14 protein-coding genes and 1 tRNA gene are annotated in these 17,449 nt (G+C 68.3%); 13 read left to right on the top strand and 2 right to left on the bottom strand.

The genetic code is table 11. The features are described 5' to 3' along the window. Positions 1–44 precede the first annotated feature (44 nt). The 5 genes from OG912_RS20365 to OG912_RS20345 all read left to right on the top strand — a co-directional run bounded on the left by OG912_RS20365 (position 45) and on the right by OG912_RS20345 (position 6,231). Positions 45–1,019, top strand: a complete 975-nt coding sequence (locus OG912_RS20365; RefSeq protein ID WP_327710603.1) for an ABC transporter substrate-binding protein — start codon at positions 45–47, stop codon at positions 1,017–1,019. A gap of 548 nt (positions 1,020–1,567) precedes the next feature. After that, entirely contained in the window at positions 1,568–2,947 is a 1,380-nt protein-coding gene (locus OG912_RS20360; protein WP_327710602.1) for a hypothetical protein, read from the top strand. Further along, positions 2,944–4,770: a class II fructose-bisphosphate aldolase gene (locus OG912_RS20355; protein WP_327710600.1), complete on the top strand. Its 1,827-nt coding sequence runs from the start codon at positions 2,944–2,946 to the stop codon at positions 4,768–4,770. The genes OG912_RS20360 and OG912_RS20355 overlap by 4 nt, the downstream gene beginning before the upstream one ends. Next, on the top strand, positions 4,767–5,249 hold the full coding sequence (locus tag OG912_RS20350) for a YbaK/EbsC family protein (protein WP_326736761.1): 483 nt from the start codon (positions 4,767–4,769) through the stop codon (positions 5,247–5,249). Before OG912_RS20355 ends, OG912_RS20350 begins: the two co-directional genes overlap by 4 nt. Positions 5,250–5,274: 25 nt before the next feature. Further along, positions 5,275–6,231, top strand: a complete 957-nt coding sequence (locus OG912_RS20345) for a DMT family transporter (RefSeq protein ID WP_327710599.1) — start codon at positions 5,275–5,277, stop codon at positions 6,229–6,231. A 183-nt stretch (positions 6,232–6,414) separates the two neighbouring features. Here OG912_RS20345 and OG912_RS20340 read toward each other — a convergent pair whose 3' ends face one another. Beyond that, positions 6,415–7,710, bottom strand: a complete 1,296-nt coding sequence (locus OG912_RS20340) for a homoserine dehydrogenase (RefSeq protein WP_327710598.1) — start codon at positions 7,708–7,710, stop codon at positions 6,415–6,417. Positions 7,711–8,045: 335 nt separating this feature from the next. Here OG912_RS20340 and OG912_RS20335 point away from each other — a divergent pair, with 335 nt between their 5' ends. From OG912_RS20335 to OG912_RS20300, 8 genes are all read left to right on the top strand, one after another. Continuing rightward, entirely contained in the window at positions 8,046–9,338 is a 1,293-nt protein-coding gene (locus OG912_RS20335) for an ATP-grasp domain-containing protein (RefSeq protein WP_327710597.1), read from the top strand. 63 nt (positions 9,339–9,401) lie between these two features. Continuing rightward, a complete protein-coding gene (locus tag OG912_RS20330; RefSeq protein ID WP_327710596.1) occupies positions 9,402–10,355 on the top strand; it encodes an ABC transporter ATP-binding protein in 954 nt (317 codons plus the stop codon). Between the two features lie 2 nt (positions 10,356–10,357). Continuing rightward, entirely contained in the window at positions 10,358–11,128 is a 771-nt protein-coding gene (locus OG912_RS20325) for an ABC transporter permease (RefSeq protein ID WP_327710595.1), read from the top strand. Beyond that, entirely contained in the window at positions 11,125–11,919 is a 795-nt protein-coding gene (locus tag OG912_RS20320) for an ABC transporter permease (protein WP_327710594.1), read from the top strand. The genes OG912_RS20325 and OG912_RS20320 overlap by 4 nt, the downstream gene beginning before the upstream one ends. A 90-nt stretch (positions 11,920–12,009) precedes the next feature. Beyond that, on the top strand, positions 12,010–13,296 hold the full coding sequence (locus OG912_RS20315; protein ID WP_327710593.1) for an ATP-grasp domain-containing protein: 1,287 nt from the start codon (positions 12,010–12,012) through the stop codon (positions 13,294–13,296). A gap of 34 nt (positions 13,297–13,330) precedes the next feature. Further along, positions 13,331–14,653 (top strand): aminotransferase-like domain-containing protein, encoded by a 1,323-nt coding sequence (locus OG912_RS20310; RefSeq protein WP_327710592.1) that lies wholly within the window; start codon positions 13,331–13,333, stop codon positions 14,651–14,653. 123 nt (positions 14,654–14,776) lie between these two features. Further along, positions 14,777–14,849 (top strand) — tRNA-Arg (locus OG912_RS20305). A gap of 242 nt (positions 14,850–15,091) precedes the next feature. Beyond that, a complete protein-coding gene (locus OG912_RS20300; RefSeq protein ID WP_327710591.1) occupies positions 15,092–15,766 on the top strand; it encodes a response regulator transcription factor in 675 nt (224 codons plus the stop codon). A 9-nt stretch (positions 15,767–15,775) separates the two neighbouring features. Here OG912_RS20300 and OG912_RS20295 read toward each other — a convergent pair whose 3' ends face one another. Continuing rightward, positions 15,776–17,017 (bottom strand): sensor histidine kinase, encoded by a 1,242-nt coding sequence (locus tag OG912_RS20295; protein ID WP_327710590.1) that lies wholly within the window; start codon positions 17,015–17,017, stop codon positions 15,776–15,778. Positions 17,018–17,449 lie beyond the last annotated feature (432 nt).

The raw sequence follows: 17,449 nt of genomic DNA, 5'->3' as shown, positions 1-17,449 counted from the left end.
CCCCGATGACCACACCACTCGACACCAACGTCAGGGAACCGCAGATGAGACACGTCCCCGGGCGCGCCGCCGCCCTCACCGCACTCTCCTGTTGCCTCGCCCTCGCCGTCGCCGGCTGCGCGGACCCCGAGTCCGGGAAGGACGCACCCCCGGCGAAGGCAGCCGACGGCACCCGGATGAATCTGACGGCCGATCAGAACCGGGTGCGTGCCGAGCGGGTGGCGGCCATCGCCGGCTCGGTACCCGAGTCCGTCCGCAAGGACGGTGTCCTCGACATCGTCAATCTGGCCGGCACCGAACCGCCACTGAGCTTCTACGCGAACGACAACCGGACGGTGATCGGCGCGGAGCCCGATCTGGCGACCCTGGTCGCGGACGTGCTCGGCCTGAAGCCCCGCTTCCACACCGTGTCGTGGGAGAACATCTTCATCGGCCTGGACAGCGGCAAGTACGAGCTCGCCATGACCAATGTGACGGTGACCGAGGAGCGCAAGGAGAAGTACGACTTCGCGACCTACCGTGCCGACGAGGTCGCCTTCGAGGCACCCCGGGACGCGGACTGGACCGTGCGTGGCCCCGAGGACGTCGCCGGCCGGACCATCGCGGTGACCCCCGGCACGAACCAGGAACAGCTGCTCCGGACATGGGACCGGGAGAACCGCGCCAAGAAGCGCAAGCCCGTGACCGTGAAGAACTTCCAGAACCCCGCCGACTACTACCTGGCGCTCGGCTCCGGCAGGGTCGACGCCTACCTCGGCCCCGGCCCGGCGGGCGCCTATCACGCCGTCGCCAGCGGCAAGACCAAAGTGATCGGCACGTTCTCCAGCAGCGGCGGCGGCCTGGAGGGCCGGATCGGCGGCACCGTCCGCAAGGGCAACGGCCTGGCCGGGCCCCTCGCCAAGGCCCTCAACGCCGTGATGGCCGACGGGACTTACACGAAGGTCCTCAAGAGATGGGGGCTGCAGGCGGAGGCTCTGCAGAAGTCGGAGATCAACCCGCCGGGCATCCCCAAGTCCTGACACCCCGCCGCTGCGCCCCGTCCGGACGGGGCGCAGCGGAGCCGAACACTCCGATCGCCCGAGCCCCGCCGGCTCGGTGATCGGTATCAGGCCAGATCCATAACGGGTGCAGATGTCGGGAGCGGGGGTACGGCCCCGGCCCCTGTGCGCTGCTCCCCGCAGGTCGACGCGGACCTGCGGACTCTGCCGGCAATTGCCGGTCACCGCTTCGAGTAAGGCGAGAAAGGGCCCTAATCAACGGCTTGATCTCATCGACTGTGGCTGATCCATACCTTGTAGGGTCTGCAACGCTGGTAGGCCCTGGTATCCCGAGGCCTATCACCGCAGGACCGGGGGACGCGGAGGCAGAACAGAATCTTCCGTCCGCGCACAGAGCCGTGCGCCGACGTAGCCGCCTCCCCTCCAATCGACTTCTGCCGCCCTGCTGCCGAACCGGGCGCGGCGATTACGAGCGATAAATGAGCGATCAATGAACGGGGGCTTCATACATGCGTGCGACGGAGAGTGCCCAAGGGATTGTCGACGAGGCGGAAGGCATCATCGACGGGGTGACAAGAAGTGACGGTCGGGAAATCGCGGAGAGGACCGACGCGGTCCCGGCCGGGGAGGCGTGGTCGGTCGACCGGGTGGCGCACATGCTGGAGCGGCTCACCTCGGACTTCGTACTGGACAACACCTACCGCGAGCAGCACCTGAGCCTCACGGCCAGCGAGAACTACCCGAGCAAGCTGGTTCGCATGCTGGGTGGCGGACTGCAGGGCAGCTTCTACGAGTTCGCTCCGCCGTACGCCTCCGAGCCCGGCGAATGGTCCTTCCCGGACTCGGGCGCCAACGCGTCGCTGGTGGCGAAGCTGACGGGCCTCGGCCAGCAGCTCTTCGAGGCGGCGACCTTCGACTGGCGGCCCAACGGCGGCTCCGTCGCGGAGCAGGGCGTCCTGCTGGGCACCTGTGCACGCGGCGACGGCTTCGTGCACTTCGCGCACAAGGACGGTGGCCATTTCGCCCTGGAGTCGCTGGCCGGCGCGGCGGGCATCAACACCTACCACCTGCCGATGGTGGACCGGACCCTCCTCGTCGACGTGGACCGGCTGGCCGTCCTGGTGGCAGAACATCCGGAGATCAAGCTCGTCATCCTCGACCAGTCCTTCAAACTGCGGTGGCAGCCGCTGGCGCAGATCCGCGCCGCGCTTCCCGAAGGCGTTTTCCTCGCCTATGACGCAAGTCACGACGGCGCCCTGATAGCGGGCGGCGCCCTGCCGCAGCCGACGCTGCTCGGCGCGGACGCCATTCATGGCAACACCCACAAGACCATCCCGGGACCGCAGAAGGCCTATGTCGCTTTCCGCGACGCGGACCATCCGAAGCTGAAGTCCGTTTCGGACTGGATCTGCCCGCAGATGCAGAGCAATTCCCATGCCGAACTGATCGCGCCCATGTATGTGGCCCTGTCCGAAATCGCCCTCTACGGACACGACTACGCACGGCAGATACTCGCCAACGCCAAGGCACTCGCCGGCACACTGCACGAGGAGGGCGTCCGGGTATCCGGGGAATCCTTCGGATTCACGGAAACCCATCAGGTCCACATCATCACCGGGTGCGCCTCCGACGCGCTGGCGCTGGCACTGGGTGACCTGGCGCGCGCCGGAATCCGTACCACCAACATCGAGGTACCCGGCAGCAACGGTCTGCACGGCCTCAGGCTCGGCGTGCAGGCGATGACCCGCCGCGGACTGCGTGAGGCGGAGATGCGGGAAGTGGCCCGGCTGGTGGCCAGAGTGGTGCTGCGGCGGGCGGAGCCGACGGCGGTCCGCACCGAAGTGGCGCATCTGCTCCAGAACTTCACCCTCGACCGGCTCGCCTACTCCTTCGACGACCACATCGGTTCACCGGCGGCGGCCCGCCTGCTCGGCGAGGTGTTCCGATGATTCCGGTGCACCCTGCCCTTCCCCTGCCCGGCAGCGATGCGCTGCGCCGCCGGACCGACACCCCGCACGCCGTCATCGGCATGGACGTCTGGAACACGGAGTGGGCCCGGCAGCAGCTGGAGCGGCTCGCGCTGCGTACCGTCCTCGCCGACGACCGGCTGACGCCGGAGCGGGTCCTCGAAACGCTCGCCGCCCAGTCGGTGGCCTTCGTGTGCGAGGAGCTCCCCGTCAGCGGCCTGGCCGCGCTGGCCTGGGCGGCACGCCGTGCGGAGGAGCTGCGTCGCCACGACCCGCATCTCGGCGTCGTCTTCGCCGTCGAGGACCCCCGGGCGCTGGATCCGAGTGCCCTGGGCCCGCTGGTGCGCACCCTGTCCCCCGGCGACACGGATCTGAACGCCTTCGTCGACGAGGTGCAGCGCGTACGGCGCGAATTCCACTGGGAACTGCGCAACCGGCACTCCGCGGTCCCGCACCGCAGCGTCGCGTCCGCCGGCACCCGCCCCGCACGCTGGACCGGCGCCGTGCCGAACTTCAACGTGAAGCACCCGTCGATGCTGCTGCCGTACGCCTTGCTCTCCGCACGCACCTCGCAGGAGGTGTACTGCGAGATCTCGCCGCAGGAGGCCCTGCTCTTCGTCGCGGACAGCGCGGGCCGCGAGCCGGTCTCCACCGTCGCCGAGGTCTTCCGCCGGCTGCGGCAGGACGTGGACCGGCTCAACTCCGCCCTCGGCTCGCGCCTTCGGCTGCACCTCGATCACGCCGACGACTACGAGGTCGTCCGCGCCGCCTGCGAGGCGGGCTTCGACTCGGTCATGGTCGACGGCTCCGGGCGCGCCCTGCACCAGAACGTCCTGTTCACGAACACGGCCACGGAACTGGCGCGCCGCTACGACGTACTCGTCGAGGGTGAGATCGGCTGCATCGACGGGGCCGGGCTGCGGAAGTGGTCGAAGACTCCCCTGCCCGACTTCGTGCGCTTCGTCGAAGACACGGATCTCGATTTCATCGGGGCCCATGTGGGCCAGTTCCACAGCTTCGACTACGGATTCGCCGCCACCCGCCGGTCGCTGGCCGAGATCGACCTGCTGTCGGACAGCGCGGGCGGGGACGATCTGCATGCCTTCGCCGCCGCGTGCGCGCAGGTCGAGCAGTCCCTCACGGCCGCCGGGCTGCCCGCGTACTCCGCCGAGCACCGGCTGATCGCGTCCATGGTCCGCCGGGCGATGGACGTCGAGGGACCCGATGCAGGACAGCGGCTCGACACAGTCCTGTGCGAGGCCCGCGCGAGCGTCCCGGCCTTCCAGCACCCGCTGCTGCAGGAGCTGGAGACGAAGTGGCTGGAGCAGCGCCTGGAGAAGGCACAGCGCAAGACCGGGCTGTGGGACGGCATCTTCGCCACGGAACCCGCACGGGGGCACCGGCATGCCGCCGTCGATCACGGGCTCGTACGGGCCTTCACCAAGGTCCTGGAGAACTCCGGCCGGAGCCTTGTCGTGCACGGCGGCAGCTCCCTGACGAAGGTCGACCTGACGTCCCTGCGGGCGCACGGGGTCGCCCGGGTGAACTTCGGCAGCGATGTCTTCGCCGACTATCTCGAAGCGCTGCGCGCCCATCTCCCCGTGGACCTCAGATCCCTAACGGGTGACGGCACTTGGCTGCACCTGCGGCGCATGTCGTACCTTGCCGAGGTGACCCGCGACTGGCGGTCCTGGACGGATGCGCCACCGCCCTTCATCGACACCTTCGTCAGCCGCCTGGAGCAGCGCTACGCCGCCCCGCTCCGGACCCGTACACCCGCACAGCCCTTCGGAGGCCGGAATTGAGTCCCTTTGAGCAGATCATCGGCATCCTTGAACGCGAGGAGGCCACGTTCCGCGTGGTGGAGCACCCGGCCGAGGGCCGCTCCGAGGAGGTGTCCGGCGTGCGTGGCACGGAGGTGTCGCAGGGCGCCAAGGCGCTGGTCTGCCGGGTGAAGGGAATCGACTCCGCCGCCGTGCTCGCGGTGCTGGCGGGCGACCGGCGCGCGGACCTCAAGAAGGTCGTCGCCGCGGTCGAGGGGCGCAAAGGCGGATTCGCGCCGTCGGAGCTGGCCGAGGAGCTCACCGGCTGTGTGGTCGGTGCCATCCCGCCGCTGTGGCTCTCCGGTGGGCTTCCCGTGGTCGCCGATGCCGACTTCCTCTCCGCACACAAGGAAATCGCCTTCAACGCGGGCCGGTTGGACCGGTCCGTCGTCATGGCCACCGAGGACTACGTGAGGATCGTCGCGCCGATCGTGGCGCCGATCGCCGCGGACCCGCGGTAGCAGCCGGGTGAGCCTCGGGGGTGCCGTGCGAGCGAAGACCGTGGCCCAGTTCTGCGCGCTGGCGTGCGCATGGGGTTCGAGTTTCCTGTTCATCAAGATTGCCCTGGACGACCTGACGCCAGCTCAGGTCGTCTGGGGCCGCCTGGTGCTGGGCGCGGTGGCGCTCGGCGCCGTGATGGTGGTGACCCGAAGCCGGGTGCCATGGAAGTGGGGGGTGTGGCTGCATCTCACCGTCGTGGCCGTACTGCTGTGTGTCGTGCCGTTCCTGCTGTTCTCCTGGGCGGAGCAGCACCTCACCTCCGGCATGGCGAGCATCCTCAACGCCACCACTCCGCTGCTCACTCTGGCCGTCGGTACGGCCGCGCTGAGGGACGAGCGCCTGACCCGTCGCCGGACCGCGGGCCTGCTCGCGGGATTCGTCGGTGTGCTGGTGCTGATCGGTCCCGGGAGCCTGTCAGGGGGCGGTCACCTCAAGGCCGAGGTCGCCTGTCTGGGAGCCACCACCTGCTACGGCTTCGCCTTCGTCTATCTGCGCCGCTGCATCACCCCGCTGGGGCTCCCGGCGGTGAGCGTCGCCTTCGTACAGGTCACCATCGGCGCGCTGATCATGCTGGTGGCGACGCCGTGGCTGGCGACACCCGTACCGCACGCGAGCACGGGCGTCGTGGTGAGCATGCTGGCGCTGGGGGGCCTGAGCACCGGCCTCGCCTACCTGTGGAACAACAACATCGTGCAGGCGTGGGGCGCGGTGAACGCCTCGGCGGTCACCTATCTCACGCCCGTCGTGGGCGTCACCGCGGGCGTGATCCTGCTCGGCGAGAAGCTGACCTGGAACCAGCCGCTCGGAGCGGTCCTGGTCATCGCCGGCATCATGGCGGCCCACGGCACCTTGCGGGCGGCCCGCCCGCGCCCGGCTGCGGACGCACCCCCGCCGGAGGTCCGCGAGCCCTCGGAACGACTGGAGGAGGGCTCGGCCCGCTGAGGGATCAGCCCCGGGACCGCAGGCCGGACCGGCCGACGGCGGCAGCCCGGGGCTCAGGTCCCGAGCTCACATCCGGGGCTCAGGTCCCGAGCTCACATCCGGGGCTCAGGTCCCGAGCTCACATCCGGGGCTCACGTCCCGAGCTCACATCCGGGGCTCACGTCCCGAGCTCACATCCGGGGCTCACATCTCCACGATGCGGAGCATACTGCTGACGCCCAGGACGCTCTCCAGACCGCGGAGTTCCTCGACGGCCTTCTTCATCGCACCCTCCTCGGCGCGGTGCGTGATGAAGACGACCCGGGCCTTCGAGGCGTGGTCCTCCTGGGTGATGGAACGGATGGAAACCCCGTGGTGGCCCAGCACGCCCGACACCTCGGAGAGGACGCCCGGCGCGTCGATGACCTCCAGCTTGAGGTAGTGGGGGTGCACCAGCCGTTCCGTGGACCGCAGCACCGCGGCACTGCCCAGCGGGACCACCCGGTGGGTGGCGCGTCGCAGATGGTCCGCCGCGGTGACCAGGTCACCGAGGAGGGCGGACGCGGAGGGCAGGCGCCCCGCTCCGTGGCCGTAGAACATCTGGTCGCCGGCCGCGCTTCCCCGGAGGAACACGGCGTTGTACGTGTTGCGCACGTTGGCGAGGGCGTGGTTCTTGTCCACCAGGGCCGGGAAGACCTGGATGCCGATCTCGCGCTTGCCGGAGCCGACCGCCTCGAACACATCGGCCTTGGCGATCGACTTGATCACGTATCCGAAGCGCGCGGCGATATCGAAGTCCTCGCGCTCAAGCGTCTCGATCCCTTCCCGCTCGACGTCGTCGACGGCGATCGCGCGCTTGAAGGCGAGCGAGGCGAGGATGGCCAGCTTCGACGCGGAGTCCGCGCCGTTCACGTCGTTCGACGGGTCGGGCTCGGCGTAACCCTCCTCCTGCGCCAGGCTCAGGGCCTCGGAATAGCTGAGCCCCTCTTCGGCCATACGCGTCAGCATGTAGTTCGACGTGCCGTTGACGATGCCCAGGACGCTGGTGATGTCCTCGCCCAGGAAGGATTCCCTGAGGATGCGAAGGATCGGTACGGACGCGACGGCGGCTGTCTCGAAGAAGAGGTCGACGCCGGTGGCATCGGCCGCCGCGTACAGCTCGGGGCCGCACTTGGCGATCAGTTCCTTGTTGGCGGTGACGACCGGCTTGCCGGCGCGGAGCGCGGCGAGCACATAGGTGCGGGCGGGCTCGATACCGCCCATTACCTCGACCACCACGTCGACGTCGTCGGCCTGGGTGACCGCCTGCACGTCTTCGGTGATGAGCGGGGCCAGCATCCCCGGACGCTTCTTCCCCGCATCGCGTACGGCGATACGCGTGAGGCGGAGATCGATGCCATTGATTTCCTGGATTTCCGGAGCCCGGCTCAAGAGGAATTCGGCAAAAGTCGCACCGACATTGCCGCAACCCAGCATGCCCACGTTTACGCAACGATACATACTGGGAGCATATACTCCTGCGCCCTTCTGTCGCCGGGCCCTGCTACGCCGTCTCGCATAGTGAAACCGGCCCGAAAGAAGGCGATCCTCCTGGCACACACTTTCGAGGATTCACGGATGCGAAATTGGACATACAACCAAAATCGCCAGAAATTACCCGAGCGTGCCGGCCGGGGATCCCGCCTACGACGGCCCGGCCGATCTGCCGTAAAGCGTGCTTACGTCTCCCCCAAGAAACTGTCACTACTGATTGATTCACTTGCGTGATGGGATAAAGGGCACTGACCGGCGCGTCAAGGTCGGCAGTGAACGACCGATCATGTGGAGGAAGCTCGGTGCGGGTTCTCGTTCTGGAATGTGCCCTGTCGTTGGACGTCAACGCCTCCATGATCGCGGACTTCGCCGACGTCGCCCGTCGGCATGGCGACCTGAGTCTGACCGTGCTGACCAGGGAGGGCGTGCGGGACCGGTTCGCCAACGGTGTTCCGGACGAGGTCGAGCTCCTCGTGGAAGTGCCCGACTACTACACTCCGGGCGCCGTCGAGCGCCGGGTCTCCGAATTGCTCAGGGAATCCGCTTACGACCTCGTATTCGCCCCCCGAGAGGGCGATATCGTGCGAGCCGCACGCCTTCGCGAGAAATTCGATATCGAAGGCCAGAGCGTCGAGAGCGCATGGGCCTACCGCGACAAACTCGATATGAAGCGACGGGTGGCCGCCGCCGGACTCGACGTCTGGCCTTCCCACCGGGTTGACGACGCAGTCGATTTCTGGAATGCCGTCGACGAACTGGGATATCCGTTCGCCTTCAAGTCCCGGTCCGCCTGGGCCGGCGAGACAGCAGCCTTCGTCTATGACGAGGACGGCGCCCGAAAGGCCGCGTCGAACTGCTTCGGCCGACTTTCCGCCGATATGCCGGCACGTTACGTCATCGAGCCGATGGCGGGCTCCGTGATGTATCACGTCGACGGAGTCCGCCACGACGGAGAATTCCTCTACCTCATTCCGTCGCAGTACTACGGATTCGGGACCGGGCGGGCCGTGGGGGAACACGTCGGCTCCTTCGGTTCCATCATGCTCGACCCGTCATCGGATATCGGGCGGCGTCTGGTGGAATTCATCGAGGCGGTCGTGGCGAGTCTGCCCACCGCCCGGACGTCCTCGTTCCACGCCGAGGTGTGGGGCGATGCGGACGGCAGGCTGTACCTGAACGAGGTCGCCTCGCGCACCGGCGGGCACTTCACCATGACCAATATCGGCGCGGCCACCGGTCTCATGCCCGACAAGCTGTGCCTCGGGCTCGCCACCGGCATGAAGCCGGAACAGCTGGGTTTCGTCGGCAAGGAGAACATCCGGCCGGTGGCCGGGTTCGGCCTGCCGTACCGCTCGGGCAAGGTGGTGGCACTGCCGGAGGGCTGTGAACTCCCCTCCGTTCTCAAGCTCGTCCTGCCCCAGGGGATGGTCCCCGGTGCGACTCTCCCCATGCCGACGAGCTGGTTCGACACCATCGGCGACGTCACGCTGACGAGTCCCACGTACCAGGGGCTGGCGGCCGAAATGGAGCGTGTCGTCCGCTGGGCGGAGGACGCGATGAAGATCGAGCCCGACGTTGCCGGTCTCATCCGCTGACGACGCCGGGCCGGTGGGCGAACCGGATCGAGTACGGAACGACCTTCTCTGTGGGGAGACCAGATGACGCAGGCGCCGCCCTCGGCACAGCAGGCGCCGGTCGTCCATGCCCGGGGCCTCACCAAGTCCTACGGAGGACCGACGGCCGTCGACGCGGTGGACCTGGACATCCGGGCCGGTGAGGCCGTGGGATTCCTCGGGCCCAACGGTGCAGGCAAGACCTCACTCATGCGCATGCTGAGCTGTGTCTCCCTCCCGTCGGCCGGCTCGCTGAGCGTCTTCGGTCTGAACGCCGCGAAGCAGAGCCGCGACATCCGCCGACGGCTGGGCATCGTGCACCAGGAGGACATCCTCGATTCCGAGCTGACCGTTGCCGAGAACATCCACATCTACGGCAGGTACTTCGGCATACCCCGTGCGGTGATTCGTGAGACCAGTGCCGAACTGCTGGAGTTCGCCAAGCTGTCGGACCGTGCGGACGCCCGCGTCGAGACTCTCTCCGGTGGAATGAAGCGCCGTCTGAGCATCGCCCGCGCCCTGGTCAGCAAGCCGGACGTGCTGCTGCTCGACGAGCCCACCACCGGTCTCGACCCCCAGGCCCGGCACATGCTCTGGGACCGGCTCGCGATGCTGAAGAAGCGCGGCGTCACCTTGATCGTGACGACGCACTTCATGGACGAGGCGGAGCAGCTGTGCAACCGGATCCTGCTCATGGACGAGGGCCGCATCAAGGACGAGGGCGCACCACAGGACCTCATCACCCGCTATGCCTCCAAGGACGTCGTGGAGATCCGCGCGAGCGGCGAAGAGGACGTGCCCGCACTGGAAGAGCTGGCCGGCAAGGTCGGCAAGCGCACGGAACGGCTTCCCAACCGGCTCCTGCTGTATGTCGACGACGGTGACCTCGCCCTGCGCCAGGTGATCGGCCTCGGCATCGACCCCAGGAACTGCCTGGTCCGGCGCGGCTCGCTGGAAGACGTGTTCCTGCGGCTCAGCGGCCGCAGTCTGACGGGGTGACGATGCCTTCGATACTTGTCACCAGCGAGCACTGGCTGCTCCAGTACCGCCGCACCTGGCGAGGCACGCTCACCAGCTCCGTACTCGCGCCCCTGCTCTATCTGGCGACACTCGGGCTCGGCATCGGCGCGAGCTTCGATCTGCAGGTCGAGGTCGGCTCCCAGGGCGTCGACTACGTCGCGTTCGTCGCCCCCGGTCTGCTGGCCGGCTGGGCGCTGCAGACCGCGGCCGAGGTGTCGGCGTACCCGGTCGCCACCGCCATGCGCATGGACCGTACGTATCACGGCATGGCGGCCTCCCCGCTGGGCTACCGGGGCGCTTACGCGGGGCACTTGGCCTTCATCGCGCTGCGCATCACCATCAACTGCGCGATCTTCCTGTCGGTCATGGGGGTCCTCGGGATCGTCACCTCGTGGTGGGCGATCGCCGCGCTCTTCGTGGCGGTGCTCACCGGTATGGCGTGCGGCGCGCCCATCCTCGCGTTCTCGGCCGCGATCATGCGGGACGCGAGCCTCACGACGCTCACGCGCCTTGTCGTGACGCCGATGTTCCTGTTCTCCGGAATCTTCTATCCCGTGACGGTCTTCCCGACGGCGCTGCGGTGGGTCATCTCCGTGACGCCGCTGTGGAACGGGGCGGAACTCTGCCGGCAGTTGATGACGGGCCGCCCGGACGTGACACACACGCTGCTGCATCTGTTGGTTCTCGGGTGTTACCTGCTGCTGGGGCTGGTCGCGGCCGAGCGCGTATTCAAGAGGCGATTGACCCTATGAAGTCAGCGATACTCACGCGGAGATCAGCGATTCTCACGGATGTCGGCGCGGTCGTCGAGCGGAACTACCTCGTCTCCCGGAAGAACTGGTCGACCCTGCTGTCGGGCATGATCGAACCGATCCTCTTCCTGCTGTCCATCGGCCTCGGTCTCGGCTCACTGCTCGGGCCCGTGAAGGTGGGCGACGAGACGGTGCCGTATCTCGCCTACTTCGCTCCGGCCCTGATGGCGACCTCCGCCATGAACGGAGCCCTGTACGACTCGACCGTGAACTTCTTCTGGAAGCTGCGGTACCGACGCCTCTACAAGCAGCTCCTGTCCGCCCCGATGAACATCGAGGGCATCGTCGTCGGCGAGATCATCTGGGCCCAGATCCGGGGTGCGGTCTACGCGGTCGTGATGCTGGTGGTCATCGGCATCTGCGGTGGTCTCAGATCCCCGTGGGCCGTACTCACCGTGCCGGCCGCCCTGTTGGTGGGATTCGCCTTCGCGGCCATCGGCGTCGCGATATCGACCGTGATGCGCAGCTGGCAGGATCTCGATCCCGTCCGGTTCGGCACGCTGGTGCTGTTCCTGGCGAGCGGCACGTTCTTCCCGGCCTCTGCCTACCCTGCGGCCATCGGCTACCTGGTCAAGGTCTCGCCCCTGTACGCGTCCAATGAACTGATCAGGGCGCTGTGCCTGGGCCGGGTGGGTGTGGCCCAACTGCTGGAAGTGGCCTACCTGGTGGCCCTGACCGTGGTCGCCCTGTGGATCGCCGTACGCCGTTTCGGCCGCCTGAACGCCGACTGACTGCCGACCGACTGCCGACCGACGGCCGACCGACGTGACCGCGCCGGCCTGCCACCCGTGAGACGAGCACCTTAGAAGGAGACGAACGCCGTGGACACCACGAGCAGCCATGTGGTTCATCTCGGCTTCGCCGAGCAGCACATCGACTCGATCGAGTTCGGCGACCATCAGGTATCCCTGCTGGTGCACAAGCACGTCGCCGAGCACATGTCGCACGCCGCGCGGCAGCGGTTCGCCCGCGTCGGAGTGCTCGACGTGCCGCACACACTGGACTTCGAGGACTACGACCGGGCGCTGGACCAGATGATCCGCCTGGTCGAGGAGTTCGCCACCGAACTGGGCCCGCCGACCGCCGTCGTCGCCATGTACGAACACGTCACTCTGCCCGCCGCCCGACTGCGTGACCACTTCGGCATCCCGGGCGTCGACGCCGGGACGGCGCTGCTGTGCCGCGACAAGGTCCGTATGAAGGAGGCCGTCCGGAGCGGCGGCGTACGCGTCCCCGTGTTCTGGGCGGTCGACGCGGCCACTCCGTACGCCGACCTGGAGAGGATCGCGGCCGCCCTGCCGGGCCGGATCGTCCTCAAGCCGAAACGCCAGGCCGGCAGCTTCGGCGTCACGGTCCTCCGCGACGGAACGGAGTTCCTCGCTCACGCCCGGACCCACGGCATCCCCGACGATCACGAGGTCGAGGAGTTCGTCGAAGGGGACGTGTGCCACGTCGACGGAGTGGTGCGAAACGGTGAGATCCGCTTCATCAGCGCCTCCCGGTACATCGGCGACTGCTTCAACTTCACGAACGGCGAGCAGCATCTCTCGTCCGTCACCTTCGATGACGCGTCGACACTGGCGGCGATCACCGAATTCACCTCACTCGTGCTGAGTTCGCTGAAACTGCACACCAGCACCTTCCATTTGGAACTGTTCCTCACCCCCGACGACGAGCTGGTATTCCTTGAGATCGCCAACCGCTTCGGCGGCGCCTACATCAGCAATTCCATCCACGCGGTCTACGGCGTGGACCTGATCCGCGAGTCCGTGCTCGCCTGCATGGACCTGCCCTCCGAGGTCGGGACCACCACCGGCATCCTGGACCACGAGGGCGTCGGCGCCTCCGGCTGGCTCTATCCGGCACTGCCGGAGAGCGAACCCTGCGTGGTCAAGCGCATCCACGGCCTCGACACCTGCCCGGACTCCGTGGTGCTGTCCGAGATCCCCAATATCGGCCAGATACTCAACGGCGACATCACCGCCTTCCCCAGTGCGGGCAAATTCGTACTGTCCGGAGCGAGCACGGCGGAAGTCGAGCGGGACATACGGCAGCTTGCCGCAGCGTACGCCGTTGAAACAGCCCCCCGGAGCACCCCGGAAACCTGAGCCCGGCGTCACCGTCACGCGGAAAGGCATATCCATGATCACGGACAGCACAGCCGTCACCACCTTCCGCCTGGACGAGCTGCACGCGTCTCTTTCCGATCCGGTGCTGGGCTCCATGACGCTCCTCAACGAGATCGCGGGACGATTCCCGGAGGCTGTCTCCTTCGCAGCGGGGCGGCCCTATGAGGAGTTCTACGATCCGCCGCAGATTCACCAGTACCTGGAGCGGTTCGTCACGTATCTGGAGGTGGAGCGCGGCCAGAAACCCGAACAGGTGCGCACGGCTCTCTTCCAGTACGGCCACACCAAGGGCCTGCTGACCGACCTCCTGGTGCGGCACCTGGCCATCGACGAAGGACTGAGCGTCGAACCGGAATCCATCGTGGTCACCACCGGCTGCCAGGAGGCGATGATCCTGCTGCTGCGTGCCCTGCGGACGGACGCCAAGGACGCGATCATGGCCCCCGCACCGACCTACGTGGGTTTCCTCGGAGCGGCCCGCCTGATGGAGATGCCGGTCCTGCCTGTCGCGGAGGGCAGCGGAGGCATCGACGTCGAGGACCTGGTGGTGCAGGTACGCCGAGCCCGGGAGCGGGGACTGCGCCCGCGTGCCTGCTACGTCGTGCCGGACTTCGCCAACCCCAGCGGTCTCAGCATGAGCCTCGCCGACCGCCGACGGCTCCTTGAGGTGGCGGAACAGGAAGAGCTGCTGCTCATCGAGGACAACCCCTACTCCCTGTTCAACTCCGACGGCCGGCGCCTGCCCTCGCTCAAGTCCCTGGACATCACTCGCCGCGTCGTCTACGTGGGCTCCTTCGCCAAGACGGCCTTCCCGGGCGCCCGCGTCGGCTATCTGGTCGCCGACCAGCTGGTCTCGGGTCTCGGCTGCGAAGGCCGGCTGCTCGCCGACCAGCTGGCCAAACTCAAGAGCATGCTGACCCTGAACACGTCGACCGTCTCCCAGGCCGTGATCGGCGGGAAGCTGCTGGCGAACGAATGCAGTATGACCAGGGCCACCGAGCGCGAGACGAAGATCTACCGCCGCAACCTCGCCAGGGTCCTCGCCGGCCTGGAAAGACACTTCCCCGCCCCGACCGACGGCTCGCCTCCCCGGGTGACCTGGAACATCCCGGGCGGCGGCATGTTCGCGGTCGTCTCGCTGCCCTTCGAGGCCGATGAAGCGATGCTGGAGTACTCGGCACAGCGGTTCGGAGTGCTGTGGACCCCGATGCGCCACTTCTATCCCGAGGGCGGTGGCACGCACCAGATCCGCCTGTCCTTCAGCGTGCTCACCCCCGCACAGATCGACGAGGGCCTCGCACGGCTCGCCGCCCTCGTCCGCGACCGCACCGCCTGACCGGCCGGTTGCCGCACCCGCGCAGACGGGGCTCCGGCAACCACCCACGCCATCGCCGCCCCCTATCCGCTACCCTGTCCTGGGCTGCCTTGGCGGGTGGCCCTGGATGGCCTTCGGGCCTTCGCCTTCGTAGCTCAGGGGATAGAGCACCGCTCTCCTAAAGCGGGTGTCGCAGGTTCGAATCCTGCCGGGGGCACAACACATTGCCGCTCCGACCTGGGGTTTCTCCCCAGGGAGGGGTCTTGCTCGGCCTCGGACCTCTCGTCCGGGGCCGTTTGCGTGAGTGGTGCGTGAGCGGACGAGGAGTTGATCTCCCGAATTCTGCCCACCGGATCAGCACCATCCGGCACGGGTTCCGCACCCGCAGACTCCGCGACCGCCAGGACCAGCAGGTAACCGGTGGGGTCCTGGGCGAAGCGCTGTGATACGAACTGGCCCATGCCCGGAATGAGTATTGACGTGGTGGTTGCCGACGATCAGGAGCTGGTGCGTGCCGGTTTCCGCATGATCCTGGACGCACAGCCGGGCATCGAGGTGGTCGGGGAAGCGGCAGACGGCGTGGAGTGCGTGGAGCTGGCGCGCCGACTGCGCCCGCAGGTAGTGCTCGCCGACATCCGGATGCCGCGGCTGGACGGGTTGGAGGTGACCCGGCAGCTGGCCGGGCCCGGGGTGGCTGATCCGTTGAACGTCGTGGTGATCACGACATTCGACCAGGACGACTACGTGCGTACCGCTCTGCGTAACGGCGCGTGCGGGTTCCTGCTGAAGGACGCCACTCCGGCCTTGCTGGTGGAGGCGGTGCGCGCCGCCGCCCGGGGGGATGCGCTGGTGTCCCCGGCGGTGACGGTGCGGCTGCTGAAGAGGCTGGAGCAGGCCGAGTCGAGTACGGCGCCGGCTGGGGTGGAGGCGTTCGGGCTGAGCGTGCGGGAGTTGGACATCGTGCGGCTGATCGCGGTGGGCCGCACCAACCAGGAGATCTGCGACGAGCTGTTCCTGTCGTTGTCGACCGTCAAGACGTATCTGGGGCGGATCCAGGCCAAGGTCGAGGCCCGCAACCGGGTGGAGATCGCGGCGTGGGCGTGGGAGCACGGCGCGGTACGGCCGGCCGGATGAGCTGCCCGGTCAGGCTGCGGGCGGGGAGCCGGTGGGCGCGGCAGGGTCCTGAGCCGCGGACGGGGCACGCAGTCGGAAGGTGGCTTTCACTTCCCACCCGCCGTTGGGCAGAGGGCCGGTGTGAAGGGTTCCGTCGAGCGCTTCGACCCGTTCGCGCAGGCCGATGAGGCCGAAGCCGCCCTGGCCGCCGGCCGGTACAGCGGTGCGGTGGGGTCCTCCGGTGTCGGTGATGCCGAGCTGCAGCCAGGTGCTGTCGGCGTCGAGGCGGATGTCGACCTGGGCGCCGGGGGCGTGCCTGCGCACATTGGTGAGTGCTTCCTGGGCCACGCGGTAGGCGGAGATCTCCACTTCGGGGCTGATGTGGGCGGTGCGCGCGGCCGCGGTGGCTTCGAGGCGCGCAGTGGCGGGCGCGAGGCCGGCGGCCGCAGGCGTCGAGTAGCTCGCGGTCAGCTCGGCGAGCTCGCTGAGCAGGTCTCCCGGGCGCACCGCGGTGTGGTTGTCCTCCCTCAGCACGCGGACCAGGCGGCGCATGGATTCCAGTGTCTCGGTGCCGGCCTGCGCGATGTTCCGCAGGATCGGCTCAACCTTGTCGGGTGCGGTGGGGTAGACGGCTGTTGCCGCGTGCGCCTGGACGATGATTCCGGTCATGTGATGGGCGATCAGGTCGTGCAGGTCGCGGGCGAGCGCGAGGCGTTCCGCCTGGCGTACGTCGGTGATGGCCCGGCGGCGCCTCGCCTCCATGGCGCGGATGGCGCAGCCGAGTGTGATGACGATGGCGAGGATCACGGTCAGCATGTAGACGCCCGCCACGATGCTCGGCCACGAGCCGGTGCGGAAGGGCAGGACCAGGACGGTCACGCTCAGGGCGGCGGCCGATGCGGCGGCCGCCTTCGGGCGCGCGGTGCGTGCGGCGGTGCGGAGAAGCAGACCCAGCAGTCCCGCAATTTCCAGTGCGCCCACGGAGGACCCGGTCTGGGGGACCGCGACGCAGATGCCGCTCAGCGTCAGTGACATCGCCACCACCATCCAGATGCGTGGCAGCAGCGGCGGCGAGAAGCGTGTGTCGCCCACGGCGAGGATCAGGAGCGGGCCCGTCACCAGGACGGGCAGCCAGTTCGTCGCGGGGTGCCACGGGTCGGGCGCCATGGACAGCAGAGCGACGTCCGCGAACCCCGTCAGGGCGAGCGCGAGCAGCGCGCACACGGTGATGAGGCGTTTGACCGCAGGAGTAAACGGAAGGTCCAGGTCCACGCTGGTCAGCGTAGGTGTACGGATCCCGGTAGCCGTGTCGGCCGAATGACCGACAGGCCCGCGCCGGAACCGTACCTACGGCCGACACCGCAGGGCGTCTTCGCAGGAAACCATGGAAATCACCGGCGGCCGGTCCTTCCCCCGAGGCCGGCCGCCGGTATCAGCGCCGTCAATGCCGACGGCATACATGGCCGGCGGCGCCGCGGCCGGGCCGGTCGGGTGGCAGCGCCGCGCCGCTGGGGTCCGGGACCGTTCACGCGGTGACGGGACCGGACGGCGTGCCGCGCCCTGTGGGGACGGTGGCCGGTACGCGCCGCAGCGCCCGCACCTTGCACCCGGCGGGGCGCTGCGGCACCCCCACCTCGGACCCAGGAACGGAAGTGCTGAGCGAGGAGCGACGCACCGTTCAAGCCGCATATGTCCGCCGACCGA

Source organism: Streptomyces sp. NBC_00464, from assembly GCF_036013915.1.
In the GTDB taxonomy this organism is placed as follows: domain Bacteria; phylum Actinomycetota; class Actinomycetes; order Streptomycetales; family Streptomycetaceae; genus Streptomyces.
Note: the sequence above shows the minus strand (reverse complement) of the source record. Positions and strands in the feature narration are given on the sequence as shown.

Bases quoted from the DNA above. Each gene is read 5' to 3' on its own strand.
- OG912_RS20310 (WP_327710592.1), top strand. From the start codon at position 13,331: ATGATCACGGACAGCACAGCCGTCACCACCTTCCGCCTGGACGAGCTG.
- OG912_RS20340 (WP_327710598.1), bottom strand. From the start codon at position 7,710: ATGTATCGTTGCGTAAACGTGGGCATGCTGGGTTGCGGCAATGTCGGT.
- OG912_RS20330 (WP_327710596.1), top strand. From the start codon at position 9,402: ATGACGCAGGCGCCGCCCTCGGCACAGCAGGCGCCGGTCGTCCATGCC.
- OG912_RS20365 (WP_327710603.1), top strand. From the start codon at position 45: ATGAGACACGTCCCCGGGCGCGCCGCCGCCCTCACCGCACTCTCCTGT.
- OG912_RS20320 (WP_327710594.1), top strand. From the start codon at position 11,125: ATGAAGTCAGCGATACTCACGCGGAGATCAGCGATTCTCACGGATGTC.
- OG912_RS20300 (WP_327710591.1), top strand. From the start codon at position 15,092: ATGCCCGGAATGAGTATTGACGTGGTGGTTGCCGACGATCAGGAGCTG.
- OG912_RS20325 (WP_327710595.1), top strand. From the start codon at position 10,358: ATGCCTTCGATACTTGTCACCAGCGAGCACTGGCTGCTCCAGTACCGC.
- OG912_RS20355 (WP_327710600.1), top strand. From the start codon at position 2,944: ATGATTCCGGTGCACCCTGCCCTTCCCCTGCCCGGCAGCGATGCGCTG.